The sequence below is a fragment of the Actinomycetospora sp. NBRC 106378 genome, from assembly GCF_030269685.1.
GTDB lineage: Bacteria > Actinomycetota > Actinomycetes > Mycobacteriales > Pseudonocardiaceae > Actinomycetospora.
Genome location: NZ_BSTT01000009.1, coordinates 129,072 through 147,575 on the forward strand (window position 1 = coordinate 129,072; position 18,504 = coordinate 147,575).

Annotated in this window: 16 protein-coding genes; 11 read left to right on the forward strand and 5 right to left on the reverse strand. The window is 75.2% G+C overall.

Features of this window, described 5'->3' with window-relative positions; translation table 11 throughout:
- The first annotated feature begins 1 nt into the window (after position 1).
- Entirely contained in the window at positions 2-571 is a 570-nt protein-coding gene (locus tag QSK00_RS19990; protein WP_285593329.1) for a DUF5872 domain-containing protein, read from the forward strand.
- Here the strand turns inward: QSK00_RS19990 and hrpB are convergent.
- A complete protein-coding gene (gene hrpB / locus QSK00_RS19995) occupies positions 568-3,081 on the reverse strand; it encodes an ATP-dependent helicase HrpB (protein ID WP_285593331.1) in 2,514 nt (837 codons plus the stop codon). The genes QSK00_RS19990 and hrpB overlap by 4 nt on opposite strands.
- A gap of 331 nt (positions 3,082-3,412) precedes the next feature.
- On the opposite strand from hrpB, the gene QSK00_RS20000 reads away from it, so the two are divergent.
- A complete protein-coding gene (locus tag QSK00_RS20000) occupies positions 3,413-4,366 on the forward strand; it encodes an ATP-binding cassette domain-containing protein (RefSeq protein WP_285593332.1) in 954 nt (317 codons plus the stop codon).
- The gene (locus QSK00_RS20005) at positions 4,363-5,181 is read left to right on the forward strand and encodes an ABC transporter permease (protein ID WP_285593333.1); all 819 of its coding nucleotides are present in this window, start codon (positions 4,363-4,365) and stop codon (positions 5,179-5,181) included. Before QSK00_RS20000 ends, QSK00_RS20005 begins: the two co-directional genes overlap by 4 nt.
- A gap of 151 nt (positions 5,182-5,332) precedes the next feature.
- Here the strand turns inward: QSK00_RS20005 and QSK00_RS20010 are convergent, their stop codons facing one another.
- The 3 genes from QSK00_RS20010 to QSK00_RS20020 all read right to left on the reverse strand — a co-directional run bounded on the left by QSK00_RS20010 (position 5,333) and on the right by QSK00_RS20020 (position 10,339).
- Positions 5,333-5,767, reverse strand: coding sequence for a VOC family protein (locus QSK00_RS20010; RefSeq protein WP_285593335.1), 435 nt, complete (start codon positions 5,765-5,767; stop codon positions 5,333-5,335).
- An 81-nt stretch (positions 5,768-5,848) separates the two neighbouring features.
- Complete coding sequence (locus QSK00_RS20015) at positions 5,849-8,869, reverse strand: AfsR/SARP family transcriptional regulator (protein WP_285593337.1); 3,021 nt, start codon at positions 8,867-8,869, stop codon at positions 5,849-5,851.
- Positions 8,870-8,974: 105 nt separating this feature from the next.
- A complete protein-coding gene (locus tag QSK00_RS20020; protein ID WP_285593339.1) occupies positions 8,975-10,339 on the reverse strand; it encodes an MSMEG_0569 family flavin-dependent oxidoreductase in 1,365 nt (454 codons plus the stop codon).
- 397 nt (positions 10,340-10,736) lie between these two features.
- Between QSK00_RS20020 and QSK00_RS20025 the strand changes: the two genes are divergently transcribed.
- From QSK00_RS20025 to QSK00_RS20050, 6 genes are all read left to right on the forward strand, one after another.
- Positions 10,737-11,255: an MSMEG_0572/Sll0783 family nitrogen starvation response protein gene (locus QSK00_RS20025; RefSeq protein WP_285593340.1), complete on the forward strand. Its 519-nt coding sequence runs from the start codon at positions 10,737-10,739 to the stop codon at positions 11,253-11,255.
- 135 nt (positions 11,256-11,390) lie between these two features.
- Positions 11,391-12,452 carry an MSMEG_0568 family radical SAM protein gene (locus tag QSK00_RS20030; RefSeq protein WP_285593341.1) on the forward strand — a complete coding sequence of 354 codons (1,062 nt, stop codon included), beginning with the start codon at positions 11,391-11,393 and terminating at the stop codon, positions 12,450-12,452.
- A 4-nt stretch (positions 12,453-12,456) separates the two neighbouring features.
- Entirely contained in the window at positions 12,457-13,947 is a 1,491-nt protein-coding gene (locus tag QSK00_RS20035; RefSeq protein WP_285593342.1) for an MSMEG_0567/sll0787 family protein, read from the forward strand.
- Positions 13,947-14,789, forward strand: coding sequence for a carbon-nitrogen hydrolase family protein (locus QSK00_RS20040; RefSeq protein ID WP_285593344.1), 843 nt, complete (start codon positions 13,947-13,949; stop codon positions 14,787-14,789). Before QSK00_RS20035 ends, QSK00_RS20040 begins: the two co-directional genes overlap by 1 nt.
- A gap of 11 nt (positions 14,790-14,800) precedes the next feature.
- A complete protein-coding gene (locus QSK00_RS20045; RefSeq protein WP_285593346.1) occupies positions 14,801-15,628 on the forward strand; it encodes a carbon-nitrogen hydrolase family protein in 828 nt (275 codons plus the stop codon).
- Complete coding sequence (locus QSK00_RS20050) at positions 15,625-16,710, forward strand: MSMEG_0565 family glycosyltransferase (protein WP_285593348.1); 1,086 nt, start codon at positions 15,625-15,627, stop codon at positions 16,708-16,710. Before QSK00_RS20045 ends, QSK00_RS20050 begins: the two co-directional genes overlap by 4 nt.
- Positions 16,711-16,726: 16 nt before the next feature.
- Here the strand turns inward: QSK00_RS20050 and QSK00_RS20055 are convergent, their stop codons facing one another.
- A complete protein-coding gene (locus QSK00_RS20055) occupies positions 16,727-17,059 on the reverse strand; it encodes an antibiotic biosynthesis monooxygenase family protein (protein ID WP_285593350.1) in 333 nt (110 codons plus the stop codon).
- An 83-nt stretch (positions 17,060-17,142) separates the two neighbouring features.
- Here QSK00_RS20055 and QSK00_RS20060 point away from each other — a divergent pair, with 83 nt between their 5' ends.
- Positions 17,143-17,775 (forward strand): TetR/AcrR family transcriptional regulator, encoded by a 633-nt coding sequence (locus QSK00_RS20060; RefSeq protein WP_285593352.1) that lies wholly within the window; start codon positions 17,143-17,145, stop codon positions 17,773-17,775.
- Positions 17,762-18,490 (forward strand): mycothiol-dependent nitroreductase Rv2466c family protein, encoded by a 729-nt coding sequence (locus QSK00_RS20065; protein WP_285593354.1) that lies wholly within the window; start codon positions 17,762-17,764, stop codon positions 18,488-18,490. Before QSK00_RS20060 ends, QSK00_RS20065 begins: the two co-directional genes overlap by 14 nt.
- The last annotated feature ends 14 nt before the right edge of the window (positions 18,491-18,504 follow it).

Below are 18,504 nucleotides of genomic sequence, written 5' to 3' on the forward strand. Positions count from 1 at the left end.
GATGGCGAAGGGCAAGCAGGACTACGAGAAGGACTACACCGACCCCGAGCTGCGGGAGCGCCTCAAGGAGGAGATCAAGCAGTCGGACAAGGGCGGTGCGCCCGGGAAGTGGTCCGCGCGCAAGAGCCAGCTGCTCACCCAGGAGTACGAGCGCCACGGCGGCGACTACAAGCACAAGGACCAGCCCACCGAGGAGCAGCGCAGCCTGAAGCAGTGGACCGACGAGGAGTGGCAGACCGCCGACGGCTCCGCCGAGGCCCGCGGTGAGGACGGCACCGACCGCTACCTGCCGAAGAAGGCGTGGGAGGAGTTGTCGGAGTCCGAACAAGAGGAGACCCGCGCGAAGAAGAAGGACGCGTCGAAGAAGGGCCAGGGCACCGTCGACAACACCGACGAGGCCAAGCAGGCCCGCACGGACGCGACGCTCGAGGAGATGAACGCCGACGACGCGGTCAAGCGGGCGACGTCGATGGAGCCCGACGAGGCGGAGAAGGCCCTCGAGCACGAGAAGGACACGAAGGACCGCAAGACCGTGGAGCAGAAGCTCGAGAAGGTCGCCGCGAAGGACTAGGGGCGCCGCGGGTCCTCCGGCCACGCGTGCTTCGGGTAGCGCCCGCGCAGATCGGCGCGCACCTGCCGGTAGCCCTCGCCCCAGAACGAGGCCAGGTCGGCGGTCACGGCCGCCGGCCGTCCCGCGGGTGAGAGCAGGTGCACGACGACGGGCACCCCCGCCAGCTCCGGCGCGCGCTCCCACCCGAAGGCGTGCTGCAGCTTGAGGGCGACGGTGGGCTTCTCGGGCTCGGAGTAGTCCACGCGTACCCGTCGCCCGTCCGGGGTGGTGACGTGCGTCGGGGCGAGCTCGTCGAGCCGGGACGCCTCGGGCCACGGGAGCAGCGCCGTCAGCGGAGGCGTCAGCCGGGCGAGGTCCGCACGGCGGCGGACGCGGCGCAGGTCGAGCCACTCGTCGGCCCGGGCGAGCAGCGACGCGTCGTCCATCGCGGGCCAGGGTGCGCCCCGGGCCGCGTGCAGGAAGGCGAGGCGCGCCCGGAGCTCGCGGGCTCCGTCGGTCCAGCGCAGCAGGCCCAGCCCCTCCTCCTGCAGCCCCGTCCGGACGGCGGGTGCGAGGGCCTCGGCGGTCGGCTGCGGGATCGGGCGTCGGGCGAGGACGATCGCGCCGAGCCGTTCGCGGCGCTCGGCGACGACGTCGCCGTCCTCCCAGGCGATCACCTCGTCGTCGGTGTGCAGGTGCTCGGCGGCGGAGCGGGCGAGGTCCTCGTCGATCGGCACGGCGAGCCGGACCCGGGCCACCCGGTCGCCGGGGCCGCGAGCCGCGTCGGCGACGGCGATCCACTGCTGGCCGCGCAGGACCGAGGACGGCCCGACCTCGACGCCGGTGCCACCCGTCGTCAGGAACTCGCGGGAGTCGGCGGAGCGGGCGCGGGCGAGGCGGTCGGGGTAGGCGAGGGCGACAACCGTGGCGGCGCCGGTCGCGAGGGTGACGTCAGGCAGGCGCGCGCCGCTCGTGGGCTGCCTGGTGTGCGCCTCGCGGAGGGCCCGGTCGAGACGGCGGACCTCCGCGCGCCAGCCGGGGTCGTCCCCGGCCCGGGCTGAGCGGAGGCGCTCCTCCAGGTCGTCCGATCCGCCCGGGCCGGCCGTGGCGAGGAGCGCGACCACCTCGGTGGCGAGGCGTGACCCGACGGCGTCGGCGCCGTCGAGCAGGGCGCGGCCCAGTCGTGGGTGCACTCCGACGCCCGCGACCGCGCGGCCCCGCGAGGTGATGGAGCCCCTATCGGCGTGCTCGGTTGCTCTGTCGTGAACGAGCCCGAGGCCGCGCAGGGTGGCGCGGGCGGCGTCGAAGGCGGCCGGTGGGGGAGGGTCGAGCAGGGCGAGGCCGCGGGCGTCGGGCGTGCCCCAGCGGGCGAGCGCGAGGGCGAAGGCGGCGAGGTCGGCGTGGGCGACCTCGGGGTCGTCGTCGCGGTCGCGGTGGGCGTGCTCGGCCTCCGACCAGCATCGATAGGCGACGCCGGGTGCCTCGCGACCGGCTCGACCGGCCCGCTGGGTGGCCGACGACTGCGACGCGAGCACGGTGACGAGGGCGTCGAGCCCGCGGGCGTGGTCGGTCCAGGGCTGCCGGGAGAGCCCGGCGTCGACGACGACCCGGACGCCGGGGACGGTCAGGCTGGTCTCGGCGATGGACGTGGTGAGGACGACGCGGCGGGTCGGTGCGATGGTCAGCCGTGGCCCACCGCTGACGTCCGGCGCCAGCAGGTCGCCACGCACGCTCCCCGCGAGCACGACGTCCTGCGCCGCGCTGCTCAGCCCGCCGTGCAGGGGGAGCACCTCGGCGTCGACCCCGGAGAGTCGCCGCGCCACGTCGTCGATCTCGCGGCGGCCGGGGAGGAACACGAGGGCGTCGCCGTCGTGCTCGGCCAGCGCCCGACGCGTGGTCGCGGCGACGTGGTCGAGCAGGGCCGGCTCCACCCGCATCCCCTGAGGCGGCGGTACGGGGCGGGGCGGCGGGGCCCAGACGACCGCGACGTCGTGCAGCGGGTCGGGGGCGGTGACGACGGGGCCGTCGAGGGCGTCGGCCAGCCGGTCGGCGGCGGCGGTCGCCGACGTCGCGAGGAGCCGGAGGTCGGGGCGCAGGACCCGGGCGTCGACGGTGAACGCGAGCGCCAGGTCGGTGTCGAGGTGGCGCTCGTGGCACTCGTCGAGGACGACCGCGTCGACCCCGGCGAGCTCCGGGTCGTGCTGCAGGCGGGCGACGAGCAGGCCCGTCGTCACGACCTCGACCCGCGAGCCCGGCTTGCGCTCGCCGCGGATCGCGTAGCCGACCCGGTCGCCGACCTTCTCGCCGAGCAGGGACGCCATCCGGGCGGCCGCCGCCCGCACCGCGACCCGTCGGGGTTCGGCGACGAGGACCCGCCCCTCGACCTGCCCGGCGAGTGCCAGCGGCACGAGCGTGGTCTTGCCGGTGCCGGGCGGCGCGACGAGGACGGCGGTGCCGTGCTCGTCCAGCGCGGCGCGCAGGGACGGCAGCGCGGCCCGCACCGGCAGGTCGAGCCGCACCTCGTCGATCACGCCCGCCGGTCTACCAGTCCGCGCTGCTCGGCGGTCGGTCGACGATGGTGCGCTGCACGCGTCCCGTGGGAGCAGCTCGCCATCGTCGTCATGCGCCGATGGCTCCTCCGACGCATCCGGTGCGACGGATCGGCCACCGACGCTGTGGGGCACCCGGCGTCGGGACGGAGTGCGGCACACTGCGCCACCCGTGACGCACATTGCCGCACTCGAGGGCGGACCGTGACCGTGGCGGCCTGCTGACACCGGACGTCAGCGGTGGGCCACGGCTGGCGCAGGACGTCAGCGCCGTGCCAGCCCCGTGCCAGCGGCCCGGCCCAGGGTCGGTGCCATGCACTCCACCCCCGCCATCGAGGTCGACGGCCTCGAGCGCTCGTTCGGCGATGTCCGGGCCGTCGACCGCATCTCCTTCACCGCCGAGAAGGGCCAGGTGCTCGGCCTGCTCGGGCCCAACGGGTCGGGCAAGACGACCACCGTCCGGATGCTCGCCACGCTGCTCCCGCCGACCGGCGGGCACGCGAGCGTCCTCGGCCACGACATCGTCACCGACGCCCCCGCGGTGCGTGGCCGGATCGGGCTCACCGGGCAGTACGCGGCCGTCGACGAGGCCCTGACCGGCCGCGACAACCTGTACCTCATCGGCCGGCTGCTCGACCTCCCGCGCCGCGACGCGAAGGCCCGGGCCACCGCGCTGATCGACCAGTTCGGGCTCACCGAGGCCGCCGACCGCCGCGCCCGCACCTACTCGGGGGGTATGCGGCGGCGCCTCGACCTGGCCGCGAGCCTGGTCGGACGGCCCGAGGTGCTGTTCCTCGACGAACCGACCACCGGGCTCGACCCGCACCACCGCAACGAGGTCTGGGACGCGGTCCGGACCCTCGCCGACGACGGCGTCACGGTCCTGCTCACCACCCAGTACCTCGAGGAGGCCGACCAGCTCGCCCACGACCTCGTCGTCCTCGACCGCGGCCTCGTCATCGCCTCCGGCACGGCGGCCGAACTGAAGTCGCGGGCCGGTGGCCGGCGGCTGCACGTCCGCCCGGAGCGGCCGGACGAGGCGGCGCTGGTCGCGGCCATCGTCGCCTCCGACGTCGGGCGGGAGCCGACGATCGCGCCCTCCGGCGAGGTCGTCGTCGGCACCCCGGACCCGCTCGCGCTGCGTCGCGTCGAGGAGCGGCTGGCCGTCGCCGACATCGCGGTCGCCGAGATCGGCCTGCGCCTGCCCAGCCTCGACGACGTCTTCCTCTCCCTCACCGGCCGCGCCACCGCAGGAGCCACCGCATGACCGCCACCCTCGAACCGACCACCTCCGTCGTCGGAACAGCGCCTTCCCGACGACGGGTGCCCTCGACCCTGCGCCACGGCCTGTCCCTCGCGCGGCGCGGGATCGTGAAGACGATCCACTCGCCGGAGGCGCTGATCGACGTGACGCTGCAGCCGGTCATCTTCCTGCTGCTGTTCGTCTACGTCTTCGGCGGTGCGATCGCCGGCAACAGCAGCGCCTACCTGCACTTCGCGCTGCCCGGCGTCCTGCTCCAGACCGTCGTGTTCGCCTCGGCGGGCACCGGGGTGGGGCTCGCCGAGGACCTCAAGACCGGGATCTTCGACCGGTTCCGCAGCCTGCCCATCTCCCGGGCGGCCCCGCTGCTCGGGGCGATCGGCGCGGACCTGGTCCGCTACCTGACGGCGGGCGTGATCATGCTGGTCTTCGGGTTCGCCCTCGGCTACCGCACGGTCGCCTCCCCGCTCGCGGTGCTCGCCGCGTTCGGGCTGGTCCTCGCGTTCGCGTTCGCCCTGTGCTGGGTGTTCACGGCGTTGGCGATGGTCGTGCGGGAGCCGCGGTCGGTGCAGGGGCTGTCGGCGACGATCATGCTGCCGCTGACGTTCGCCAGCTCGGTGTTCGTCCCGACGGCGACGATGCCCGGCTGGCTGCAGGGGTTCGTCGCGATCAACCCGGTGTCGCGGTCGGCCGACGCGGTGCGGGCGCTGCTCGACGGCGCTCCGGCCGGGGGAGCGGCGGCGATCTCGCTGCTGACGTCCGCCGTCGTCGTCGTGATCTTCGCGCCACTGGCCGTCGCGCTGTACCGGCGCCGCACCTGATCCGCGCGGCGCGCACACATTCTGGAGAGGCCGGCGGTCGATGCTGCGGACCCCTACGCGGGACGCACACACCGCCGGCCCGATGTGCGCGCGACGCGCAGGGGCCGCCGGAGTTCAGGCGTCGCAGCCCGAGAGGGTGTGCGGGACGCGCTCAGCCGGCGACCGGGTGGGAGCCGTCGGCGGCCTTCGGGACGAGCACCTCGCCCTCGAGGCCGTCGGGGTCGCGGAAGAACATGCTCCAGGCCGCGCCGAAGTCGCTGACGGTCCCGTCGGAGGCGCCGTGGGCGACGAGCCGCTCCCGGATCGTCGCGAACGTGGCGTAGGACGACGCGCGCAGCCCGAGGTGGTCGAGGCGGCCGCGGTGCCACATCGGGGTCTGGCGGTCGGCCTCGTCGCTGCTCGGGATCGTGAAGACGTTGAGCTCGGTGTGCGGCCCGATCCGCATCACCGTCATCGTCTCCTCCCCGTCCTGCCCGTGCCGCTCGGTCGGGCCGATCTCGGCGTCGAAGACGGCGGCGTAGAACGACCCGAGGCGGGCCGGGTCGTGGGTGAGGCAGGCGACGTGGTCGACCCCGTCGAGCAGCATGTCCTCATCCCCTCGTCGGCGGAACACGGGCACGGTACCGAGCCTGAGGAGCCGGGTCTTCTCGTGGCGCGAGGGTTCCCCTCACGCACGAGGAGTGAAGCCGCAGGCCGTCATGGTCGCGACGACGTCCGGGTCGCCCAGGTGCAGCGCCCCGCGCCGGGCGACGGCCTCCGCGAGCAGGTCGGCGGCCCGGGCGGGGTCGCCCTCGGCCAGCGCCAGCCGGGCCGCGGTCTCGGCGACCTGCCCGCGGACCGGGCCGTCCCTCGCCTCCTCGGCGGCGCGGCGGGCGGCGTCGACCTCCACGCGGGCCTCGTCGAGCCGGCCGAGATCGATCAGGGTGGCCGCGGTGATGCCGTGGACGACGGCCTCCCGCTGGGCGCGGCCCGGGCCGAGTCCGTCGCCCGACGACACCGGGTGTGCGTGCAACGTGGCGAGCGCCCGCTGCGGGTCCCCGAGGCGGCGGTCGACGTCGGCGCCGCCCCACGCGAGCCAGGCGGCGGTGCTCGGGTCCTGGGAGCCCCGCGCGGCCTCGTCGGCCCGCCGCAGCTGCTCGCGGGCCACCGCCGCATCGCCCTCGCGGGCCGCGAGCGCGGCGAGCCGGAGGCGGTACTGCGGGACGTCGTCGGCGTTGTCCAGCTCCGCCGCGAGCGCGATCGCCGTCGTGAACGTCCGGCGGGCGGCGTCCCGGTCCCCGGCGAGGTCCTCGAGCTCGCCGAGCGAGAAGGTCGTCATCCCGAGCCCGAACCGGTCGCCGAGCGCCGCGAACCCCTCGTGCGCCGCGCGCAGGCACCGGCGCTGGCCGTCGAGGTCGCCGGCGTTCTCGGCGTGCACCGCCGCGATCTGGGCCGCGGCCGCCCGCAGCCACGGGTCGTCGGCGGTCGCGACGAGGTCGAGCAGCCCGGACCGGTCGTCGTCGAGGAACGCCCGGGCCGTCGGCGCGTGCAGCGCGACCACCGGGTGCCACGGCCGGGGTAGCCCCGGGAGCATCGCGAGGACGGCGGCGGACTCGGCCCGGACGTCGGTGCCGGGGACGATCACGGCCCGCAGCACGGTGTGCAGCGACGCGTTGAGCGCGACGTCCGTCCCCGTCGCGGGAACCGGGAGCGCGAAGAGCGCCTCCGCCCACCGGATGAGGCTCGCCATGTCGCCGCGGACCACCCAGCTCCACGTGAGTGCCGCGAGCAGGCGGTGGCCCCCGACCGCGTCCCCGGCGTCGATCAGCCGTTCGAGGGCCCGCACCGCCTCGCCGTCGACCTCCCGCACGACGGCGAGCGCCTCGAGCTGCCGGCCGCCGCGCAGGCACGGCTCCACGGGTTCCAGGACGCCCAGCACCCATGCGGCGTGCGCGGCGAACACGGCGTCGCGCTCGCCCGAGGCCTCCAGCCGGGCCAGGGCGTACTCGCGGATCGTCTCGAGCATGCGGTACCGCGTCGGCTCGCCCGGCGCCGCGACGACCAGGGACTTCTCCACGAGCTGCCCGAGGAGATCGAACGCCTCCTCGCCGCACACCGCCTCCACGGCGCGGACGTCGACCGCGCCGGCGAAGGCCCCGAACCGGGCGGCGGCCCGGCGTTCGGCGTCGGTCAGCAGGTCCCAGCTCCAGTCCACCACCGCCCGCAGCGTCTGGTGGCGGGGCAGCGCGGTCCGCGCCCCCGTCGTCAGGAGCCGGAAGCGGTCGGCCAGGCGCTCGGCGATCTCGGCGGGTTCGAGGCTCCGGACGCGCGCGGCGGCGAGCTCGATCGGCAGCGGCTGGCCGTCGAGGCGCCGGCAGATCTCGCGCACGCTCGACTCCTGGCCGTTCGCCTCGAACCCCGGCCGCACGGCGGCGGCCCGCTCGACGAACAGCTCGACGGCGTGCCCGTCGTCGAGCGCGCCCAGCGGGTGGAGCACCTCGCCGGGCACCCCCAGCGGCTCGCGGCTGGTGGCGAGGACGACGAGCCCGGGCACGGCGGCGAGCAGCTCGTGGGCGAGCGTCGCCGCGGCGTCGACCAGGTGCTCGCAGTTGTCGAGCACCAGGACCGTCTCCCGGCCGCCGAGCGCAGCGCGCAACCGGGGCAGCACGCCGTCCGGCGCGACGGGTTCGCCGAGGGCGAGCTCCGGGCCGCCGACCGCGTGCAGCACGGTCGGGGCGACCTGGTCGTCGCCCGTCAGCGCGGCCAGCTCCGCCACCGCGACCCGGCGGGCGTCGTCGCGCACCGCCTCCGTCACCAACCGCGTCTTCCCCGCTCCACCCGGCCCGGTGACCGTGACCAGTCGCGCGCTCGTGGCGAGCGCCCGCAGGCGGGCGAGGTCGTCGGCACGCCCGACGAAGGAGGTCAGGGCGCGCGGTCGCGCCCGTCCGGACCCCCGGTCGAGCACGCCGACCGGGGGTGCGGGGGCAGCCGGCGCGTCCTGCAGGAGCTCGGTGCGGGCCCGCGCGAGCTCCGGACCGGGGTCGACGCCGAGCTCCTCGGCGAGGGCGCCGCGGGTGCGGTCGAGCGCGGCGAGGGCATCGGCGCGACGGCCGCCCGCGTGGAGCCCGCGGGCCAGGGCGACGGCGCTGGTCTCGCGGAGCGGGTCGGCCGCGAGGATCGCGACGAGGGTGTCGCGCCCGGCGTCGGGGCGGCCGACGGCGAGGCCACGCGCGGCGAGGTCCTCCGCGGCGGCGGCGCGGGCGTCGGTGAGACGCGCGGCGGCCGGGCGCGCGAACGGGAGGTCCTGCACGCCGCCCAGGACCGGGTCCTGCCACAGGTCGAGCGCCTCGGTCAGGACGGCGCAGGCGCGCCCGTCGTCGAGCTCGGCGCGTGCGGTGCGGCGCAGGCCCGCGAACCGGAGGGCGTCCACCTCGTCCGGTGCGACGTCGAGGACGTAGCCGCCGGCGGACGACCGGACCCGCTCCGCCCCGAGCGCCCGGCGCAGGCGCGACGCGAGCGACTGCAGGGCGTTCGCCGTCGACGGCGGGTCCTCGCCCCACAGCGCGTCGACCAGCGTGGCCGCGTCCACCGGACGGCCGGCGTCGAGCGCGAGCCGCGCCAGCAACCCGCGCAACCGCGGGCCGGCGGGCAGCAGCTCACGCCCGTCGTCGTCGGCCACCGAGACGGGGCCGAGCAGGCGGATGGGCACGGGATCATTGTGCCGCCGCCCGACCGCGGGAGCCCGGAACACACGAACGGGCCGTTCGTCACCGGAGACGGTGACGAACGGCCCGTTCGTGCGGAGAGAGCAGCGTCAGGAACCCAGCGCCAGCACGTTGCAGACGTCGCCGCGGCCGCCGGAGCTGGTCAGCCCGCGCTGCGAGCGGATGCGCTCGGCGAGGTAGCGGGCGTCGTCGCCCACCCCGGAGAACCGGCCCGAACCCCAGGTCCACTGCCAGGGCAGGCCGAGGAAGTAGAGCCCGGGCGCACTCGTGACGCCGCGCTGGTGGCCCGGCGCGCCACGGCCGGAGAACACCGGGACGTCGACCCACGCGAAGTTCTGCCGGAAGCCGATGCACCAGACGACGCTCGTGATGCCCGAGGAGGCGAGCTCGAGCGTCGTCGGGTCGGTCTCGGACCGCCAGACCGGGGTGTAGCGCTCCTCGACCGGGGCGTCGAGCTGCCGGTCGGCGATGTACTTGTCGATCGTGTCCTTGATCGACTCGGACACCTCGTCGGCGTGGTCGAGGCGCTCGGTGAGGTCGGGGTTGAAGTGCAGGACGCCGTCGCGGTGGTCGGTCATCAGCCCGTAGAGCCGCATCCCGTCGCGGGCGTGGGCGCGCAGGTCGATGTCGCGCCCGCCGTCGCGGCCGGTCACGTAGTGGTTGGCCTGCGCCCGGACCGCCTCCCGGCGCGGGTGCTCGGTGACGGGCATCCGGTAGTAGCCCATCTCGTCGAGCCAGTCGGTCACGTCGCGGCCGCGGTAGAAGCGCGCCACGCGCGGGGCGTCACCGACGACGAGGTGGACCGTGCGGCCCTCGAGGTGCAGGTCCTCGGCGATCTGCGCCCCGGACTGCCCGGAGCCGACGACGAGCACCTCGCCGGGCGGCAGCTGCGCCCCGCTCTTGTAGTCCTGCGACTGGACCTGGGTGATCCCCTCCGGCAGCGGCTGGGACAGCGGCGGGGTGATCGGGGTGTGGTAACCGCCGGTGGCGACGACGACCTGGTCGGCCGTGCACTCACCGGCGGTCGTCGCGAGGTGGTAGGTGCCGTGGTCGTCGCGGGAGAGCCGCGTGACCCCGACCCCCTCGAGCAGCGGCGGCTCCACGAACGTCCGGTAGGCCTCCAGGTACTCGACGATCTGCGAGCGCACCATGAACCCGTGCGGGTCGGTGCCCCCGAAGCCGCGGCCCTGCTCGTCGAGGCCGTAGGGGAAGTCGGGCAGGTTGCACTGCCAGTTCGGGGTCACCAGGCAGAAGGTGTCCCAGCGGTAGGTCTTCCACGAGTGCGCGACCTCGTCGCGCTCGAGCACGAGGTGGTCGACGCCCGCCCGCTGCAGGCACCGGCTCATCGACAGGCCGGCCTGGCCGCCGCCGATGACGATCACGGGGCGGTGGACTCCGGTGAGGTCGCTCGGGACGTCCGGGCGGCCGCGGGTGGGAAGCGGCGTGACGGTCATGGCCGGGGAGTTCCTTCCGGAGCGCGAGTGCGAATGAGCGCAGAGTTCGCCCGCGGTGTTTCCGAATGGTTGCGTGCGGAGGGCCGCCGTATTTCGGAATGTTTCGCAACACGCACGTCACGAACGGCCCGACCGGTGACGTCTTCGTAGTCACGTGGAAATGACCGGGAAACAGGCGGTTGGTGTGCTCTGGCAGCACGACGTCCGGGACAGCGACGACCCGGTCCCGTAGTCCCGGTCCGATCGTCACCAGGGGGTCATCGTGCCCGGCTTCTGGGCGACGGTGCGGCAGAAGGTGACCGGAAAGTCCGCGGGCAGCCCCGCGGCGGCTCCGGACACCGCTCCACCGGCGTCACCCGAGATCGCTCCGCCCACCGCAGATTCGAAGGAGAACGGCATGACCACGGCCGAACTGTCCGACGTCGAGCAGAAGAGCCTCGAGGAGATCCCGCACCCCTCCCTGCCGGAGGGCTCCAGCATCTACGGCGGCACCAAGGTCTTCCCCGACCTGCAGGCCGAGGGTGGCGAGACCTACTTCACCCTCGTCCACGGCATCGCCCACGAGTCCTCGGTCAGCTTCGTCGCGGTCCTGCAGGCCACGCGGGCGCTGCGCAAGGGCTTCGAGTCGGCCATGTACTTCTACGGCCCCGGTTCGCTGAACTGCCTCGCCACCCGCGGGTTCCCGACCACGGGCACCTCGGCCTTCCCCGGCGAGCACAACATCAACGACCAGCTGAAGACGTTCATGTCCGAGGGCGGCAAGGTGTTCTGCTGCCGCTTCGGGCTCTCGCTGCACGGTGCCCGCGAGGAGGACCTCATCGAGGGGATCATCCCGACGCACCCGCTCGACGTCCAGGACGCGCTCATCTACTACGCGCGCAAGGGCGCCATCATCAACTCGACCTACCAGCTCTAGGTGCCTCCGGCAGGTGAGCACTAATCCGTGCTCAGGCACGGATTAGTGCTCACCTGCGGCCCGCCGCACATCGAGGAGGTCCCCGCGTTGTCCGCTCCCGCCGAATCCCGTTCCGGGCTCGACGTCCGTTCCGAGGTGGCAGTCCGCGGCGTCGCGGTCGATCTCGGCTCCACCATCCCGCTGCGCCGCCCCGGCGGCGCCGGTCCCTCCGACGACGGGCACCTGCTCGTCGACGGCCTGAAGACCACCCTGCCGATCAACCCGTCGAGCCCCTTCCGGCTCCGGGACGGCCGGATCGTGCGCACCGGTCCCGACGGCGGGATCACCGACCTCGGCGTGGCCGTCGACACCGTCGCCCGGCCCGCCTTCTACGACCTCACCACCGCCGACGGCGTCCGCTACGAGCAGATCGCGCGGCTGCACGGGAACGACGTGCTCGCGACGACGGTCGTGCAGACCTGCGTGCGCTACGACGAAGCCGACCGCTGCCGCTTCTGCGCGATCGAGCAGTCGCTGCGCACCGGCGCGACCACCGCGGTGAAGACGCCCGCCCAGCTCGCCGAGGTCGCCGAGGCCGCGGTGCGGCTCGACGGCGTCCGGCAGATGGTCATGACGACGGGGACGAGCAACGGCCGCGACCGCGGCGCCCGCCACCTCGCGCGGTGCACCGCGGCGATCCGCGCCGCGGTGCCGGCCCTGCCGATCCAGGTGCAGTGCGAGCCCCCGGCGCCGGACGACCTCGACGCGCTGCGGGCACTCAAGGACGCCGGGGCCGACGCGATCGGCATCCACGTCGAGTCCCTCGACGACGCCGTCCGCCGCCGCTGGATGCCGGGCAAGGCCACGGTCCCGCTCGAGCAGTACTGGACGGCGTGGCACGAGAGCGTCCGCCTCTTCGGCCGCAACGCCGTGTCCACCTACCTCATCGTCGGTCTCGGCGAGGACCCCGACGAGCTGGTCGCGGGCGCCGAGCAGCTGATTGCTGCGGGCGTCTACCCCTTCGTCGTCCCCTACCGCCCGATCCCCGGGACGCTCGCGTTCGCCGACGGCGACCCCGCACCCGACCCGGCCCTCCTCGCCGACGTCACCGCCCGGGTGGCCGCCGCCCTGCGCGCGGCCGGCATGCGGGGCGCCGACCAGGCCGCCGGCTGCGCGGCCTGCGGGGCCTGCTCCGCCCTCTCCGCGGCGGGGGGCTGATCCGATGGCGCCGCCGCTCGACGATGTGGCTGTCCTGCCGTCCGGTGAGGGCAACGACGCTTTCCTGTCACGGGGGAGGGGACTCTCCGCCGCCGAGGAGATCCTCGGCGGTCTGGTGCGCCGCCCCCGGGACGTCACGATCTCCGAGGCGCCCGCCGCGGACGCGTCGCACCCCGACGTCGTCGCCCACCGCGCCCTGCGCCGCGCGGTGTTCGTCGACGAGCAGCGGGTCTTCGCCCACGACGACCTCGACGACACCGACACCGACCCCCGGGCGATCGTGCTCGTCGCCCGCGACGCCGACGGCAGCGTCCTCGGCGGCGTGCGCCTCGGACCCGCCCGGCCGGGCGAGCCCGACCTGGGCTGGTGGACCGGCAGTCGGCTCGCGGTCGACGTCGACGGCCGGCGCCGGGCCGGGGTGCGGGTGGGCGCGACGCTCGTCCGCGCCGCGGTGGCCCGCGCCGAGACGGCGGGCGTGCTCCGCTTCGAGGCCGACGTCCAGACCCCGAACCGGCGGCTGTTCGAACGGCTGGGCTGGGAGACCGTCGCCCCGTCGCGCACCGTCGGCGGCGTCGACCACGTGCGGATGCGGCGCCCGATGGACCGGATCCAGCGGCTCGTCGCCGCCACGAAGGCCCCGCTCGCCGGACTCGTGGCGGGCCTGGCCCCGGCCGGGTTCGTCGGCGACGACGGCGCCCCGGTGCCCGGCACGGACATGGTCGCGGCCTGCGACGCGATCCTGCCCGCGATGGTGGAGCGCGACCCGGAATGGGCCGGCTGGTGCTCCGTCCTGGTCAACCTCAACGACCTCGCCGCGATGGGCGCCCGCCCCGTGGGCCTGCTCGACGCGGTCGGCGGCACCGACGCCAGGTCCGTCGGGCGCGTGCTGCGCGGGATGCGCGCCGCGGCCGAGGCCTACGGTGTGCCGGTCCTCGGCGGGCACACCACGGTCGACGTCCCCGCCTCCCTCGCGGTCACCGCGCTCGGCACCACGTCCCGCCCCGTCCCCGCGGGGGGCGGTCGGGTCGGGCACGAGGTGCGCCTCACCGTGGATCTGGACGGCGGGTGGCGGCCCGGCTACACCGGTCGCCAGTTCGACACCACCTCGCGGCGCCGCCCCGAGGAGCTGCGCGCGATGGTCGGGGCGATCGGACCGGACGCCGCGTACCGGCCGGCGGCCGCCAAGGACGTCAGCATGGCGGGCCTCGTCGGGACCCTCGGGATGCTCGCGGAGGCCAGCGGCACCGGCGCGGTCCTCGACGTGGCCGCGGTACCGCGACCCGACGGGGTGGGCGTCGCGGACTGGTTCACCTGCTTCCCCGGCTTCGCGCTGCTGACCACCGACGAGCCGGGAGCCCCGCTCCCGGCCGCGGGACCCGCCGTCGGACAGGCGTGCGGGGAACTCGTCGAGGGCGCGGGCGTGACGCTGCGCTGGCCCGACGGGGCGACCACAACCGCGGTCACGGACACCGTGACCGGACTCGGGAGGGCCTGATGACGCTCACCTTCGCCGCTGCCGCCGAGGGCTTCGTGCGGGACCTGGACGAGGACTTCCGGCGGATCGAGGGCCTCATCGGGCAGGCCCGCGCCGCCGGCGCCGACCTGCTCGCGCTGCCGGAGGCCGCCCTCGGGGGTTACCTGTCCTCGCTGCACGACGACCCGGACGACGTGCCGCCGCAGCTCGACCCCGACGGGCCCGAGATCGCGCGGCTGGTGGCCCTCGCGGGCGACCTCGTGGTCACCGCCGGGTACTGCGAGCGCGGCGACGCCGCCTCCGGCGGGCGGCCGTACAACAGCGCGGTCGCGGTGCACGGCGACGGCGTGCTCGGCCGGCACCGCAAGGTCCACCAGCCGCTGAACGAGAACAACTCCTACGCGGCCGGCGACCGGTTCGCCGCCTTCGACTCCCCGGTCGGGCGGCTCGGGATGATGATCTGTTACGACAAGGCGTTCCCCGAGGCCGCGCGGGCCCTCGCCGTCGACGGCGCGCGGATCGTGGTGTGCATGTCGGCCTGGCCCGCCTCGCGGACCAACCGGGCTCCGGTGCTCGCCGACGACCGCTGGACCCGTCGGTTCGACCTGTTCGACCGGGCCCGGGCGCTGGAGAACCAGATCGTCTGGGTGTCGGCCAACCAGGCCGGGACGTTCGGCTCGATGCAGCTCGTGGCGAGCGCGAAGGTCGTCGACCCGGGCGGGGAGGTCCTCGACACCACCGGCACCCGCGCCGGACTCGCCGTCGCCTCGATCGACGTCGACGACGCGGTGGACAACGCCCGCCGCTTCATGGGCCACCTGCGCGACCGCCGGGAGGCCAGCTACACGTCGGTCCCGGCCTAGGCCCGGGCCCCGTGCTCCGGATCGCCGCCGCAGCGGCCCACTTCACCCGCGACCTCGAGTTCGACCTCGAACGGATCGGCGTCATCGTCGCGCACGCGCGCGACGCCGGGGTCCGGCTGCTGGCCCTGCCCGACGGGGCGCTCGGCGGGTACGTGACCGACCTGCGCCCGGACGACCTCGAGGCGGTGGACCTGCCGCCCGCGCTCGAGCCCAACGGCGACGCGGTGCGCTCGGTCATCGACCTCGCCGAGGACATGGTCGTGTGCCTCGGGTACTGCGAGCGGGGGCCCGGTGGCGAGCTCTACAACGCCGCGGTCGCGCTCTGCGGGGACGGGATCCTCGGTCGGCACCGCAAGGTGCACCAGCCGGCGGGCGTGGCCAAGCTGTTCACGCCGGGCTGCGGGTTCTCGGCCTTCGACAGCCCGGTCGGGCGCCTCGGGATGCTCATCGACCACGACAAGACGTTCCCGGAGTCGGCCCGGGCGCTGGCGCTCGACGGCGCGACCACGATCGCCTGCCTCTCCGCGTGGCCGACCTCCCTGACCAACCGCGCGCCGCGCATGGCCCAGGACCGGCAGGCCCGGCTGTTCGACCTCTACGACCAGTCGCGGGCCGCCGAGAACCAGGTGCTGTGGCTGTCGGCGAACCAGAGCGGGCGGTCGGGCGCGCTGCACTTCCTGGGGCGGGCGAAGGTCGTCGGGCCCGGTGGGGAGATCCTCGCGCGGACCTGGTCCAAGGGCGGCCTCGCCGTCGCCGAGGTCGACCCCGCCGCGATGGTCGACGCCGCGCGGGCCGTCCTGCACCACCTCGACGAACGACGGCCCTCGGCGTACTCGTGAGGATCCGGCTCTCCACCTACTCCACCAAGCCCCGCGGTGGGGTCGTCCACACGCTCGCCCTGGCCGAGGCGCTGGGCCGGGCCGGGCACGACGTCGAGGTGTGGGCGCTCGCGCGCGGCGGCGACACCTCCTTCTTCCGGGACGTCGCCGTCCCGATCCGGCTCGTCGGGGTGCCCGATCTCGACGGCGAGTCGGTCGGCGACCGCATCCTGCGCTCGATCTCCCTCCTGACCGCAGCGCTCTCGGAGGCGGGTCCGGTCGACGTCCGGCACGCCCAGGACTGCCTCACCGCCAACGCCGAGGGCGCGGCGCACGGGTACGCGGGTCTGGTCCGCACCGTGCACCACCTGGACCAGTTCACGACGCCGTCGCTCGCCGCCTGCCACGAACGCGCCCTGGTGCGGCCCGCGCAGCTGCTCTGCGTCTCCGAGTCGGTCGCCGCCGAGGTGGCGGCGGGCTGGGACCGGACCGCACCCGTCGTCGGGAACGGGGTGGACGCGGCCCGGTTCGCCGCGGCCGAGGCGGCCGGCGCGGGCGAGCCGTGGCGGGCCCGGTTCGGGCGCTACGTGCTGTCGGTCGGCGGCATCGAGCCGCGCAAGGGGACCGTGGACCTGGTCCGGGCGATGGCGGACGTCGACGCGCCCCTGGTGATCGCCGGCGGCGACACCCTCTTCGACTACCGCGGCTACCGCGACGAGGTGTTCGCCCTCGCGGCGTCGCTGGGCGTGGAGCCGGTGGTCCTCGGGCCCGTTCCCGACGACGAGCTCCCCGGGCTCGTGGCCGGCGCGTCCGCCTTCGCGTTCCCCTCGACCAAGGAGGGCTTCGGGCTCGCCGCCATGGAGGCGCTGGCCGCCGGGGTGCCCGTCGTCGCGCGGGACCTGCCGGTGCTGCGGGAGGTGTTCGCGGGCGCGGTGCGGTTCGCGGCGGACGCTCCCGGGTTCGCCGCCGAGCTCCGGGGTGTGCTCGCGGGGGACGACCCGGGCGCCCCGGCGCGCACGTCGATCGGGCGCGCCCTGGCCGCCTCGCACACCTGGGACGCCGTCGCGGCGCGGCACCTGGCGGAGTACGCCGCCGCGCCGTGACAGGACGTCGTTGCTGTCATCCAGTGGCAGCTCCGGCCACATCGTCGGGCGCGGTGCCCGCGTGGACCTGCTCGTAGACGGCGGGGGTCGAGGCGACCTCGGCCCACTCCGGCCCGCTGACGAGGGTCCGGAACTCCTCGTCGTGTGCCGCGGCGACGGCGGCAGGCGAGGCCCAGCGCGCCACGTTCACGAAACGGAACCGCGCGTCGGGCGCGAGTGAGCGGTACAGGCGGTGGCCCTCGTACCCGGCCCGGGTGCGCATGTGGGCGTTGACGTCCTGCCAGCGGGCGAAGAAGTCGTCCTCGCGACCGGCGGGGACCTCGAAGCAGTTGACGAACGTGACGGACATGACGGGCTCCTTCTCTGAGTGCACTGCTGTGCAGTGAGTGCACTGTCGTACACTGAGGCTTCCGTCGTCAAGAAGGAGCCCCGATGGACACCCGGGAGGCGCAGCGCCGCCGGACGCGCCGCGCGATCGTCGACGCCACTGCGGGTCTGCTCGCCGCCGATCCCGCGCGCACGCCGGCGGTCGCCGAGATCGCGGCGGTCGCCGAGGTCTCGCGGCGGACGGTCTACCTGCACTTCCCGACCCTCGACCAGCTCCTGCTCGACGCCGTGCTCGGCAGCCTGTCCGGCGACGTCGACGCCGCGCTCGAGGCCGCACCGGCCGACGACGTCCGGGCCCGGGTGATCGCACTCGTCGACGCCGTCGTGGCCACGATGGGCACCTCGCTGGGGCTGGGTCGCCGCCTGGTCGCGCTGACGGCCGGGTGGAGCCCGCAGGAGGACGGGGCGCCACGGCGCGGCTACCGGCGCGTCGGGTGGATCGAGGCGGCCCTCGCACCGCTGCGCGAGGTCCTCGGCGCCGACGCGTTCGAGGACCTCGTCTCGGCGCTCGCCGTCGTCATCGGCTGGGAGGCCGTGGTGGTGTTGACCGACGTCCGGGGGTTGACCGTCGCGAAGGCCGGCGAGGTGTGCCGCCGGGCCGCGCTCGCGCTCCTCGACGCCGCGACCGACGAGGTGCGACGCGCCCCGTGGGTACACCCCTGCCGTGACCACCCCTGACATCCGGTACTGGTTCGACCCCGTCTGCCCCTACTGCTGGCTGACCAGCGGCTGGGTCCGCACCGTGGCCCGTCGGCGTGACCTGACCGTGCAGTGGCAGTTCATCTCGCTGCGGCTGCTCAACGCCGGAGTCGACTACGACGCGCAGTTCCCGCCGGAGTACGAGGCCGGGCACACCGCGGGACTGCGGCTGCTGCGGGTGTGCGCGGCGGTGCGCGAGGCCCACGGCGACGAGGCCGTCGGCCGGTTCTACGAGCACCTCGGCGACGCCGTGTTCGAGCAGGGCGAGGTCCCCGAGCACTCCAGCGAGCGGGAGCGCCGCGGTACCCGGGACTTCGTCGTGCCGGTGCTGGAGGCCGCCGGCTTCGACCCCGCCCTCGCCGACGCGCTCGACGACGACCGTCACGACGCGACGATCCAGGCCGAGACCGACGAGGCGCTGTCGCTGGTGGGCAAGGACGTCGGCACCCCGCTCATGCAGATCGCGCCGCCCGACGGGCTCGCCTTCTTCGGGCCGGTGATCAGCCGCCGACCGACCGAGGAGCAGGCCGAGGAGTTGTGGGACCACGTCGTGGGGCTCGCGAGCTTCCCCGGGTTCGCCGAGCTCAAGCGCAGCCTGCGGGAACGCCCGCAGCTCCCGGCGTTCGGCGTCGCGGCGGGCGAGACCGGGATCGTCGAGGACTGGCACGGCGGCAGCCGCCGGCAGCACCGGTGACGTGACACGCGATC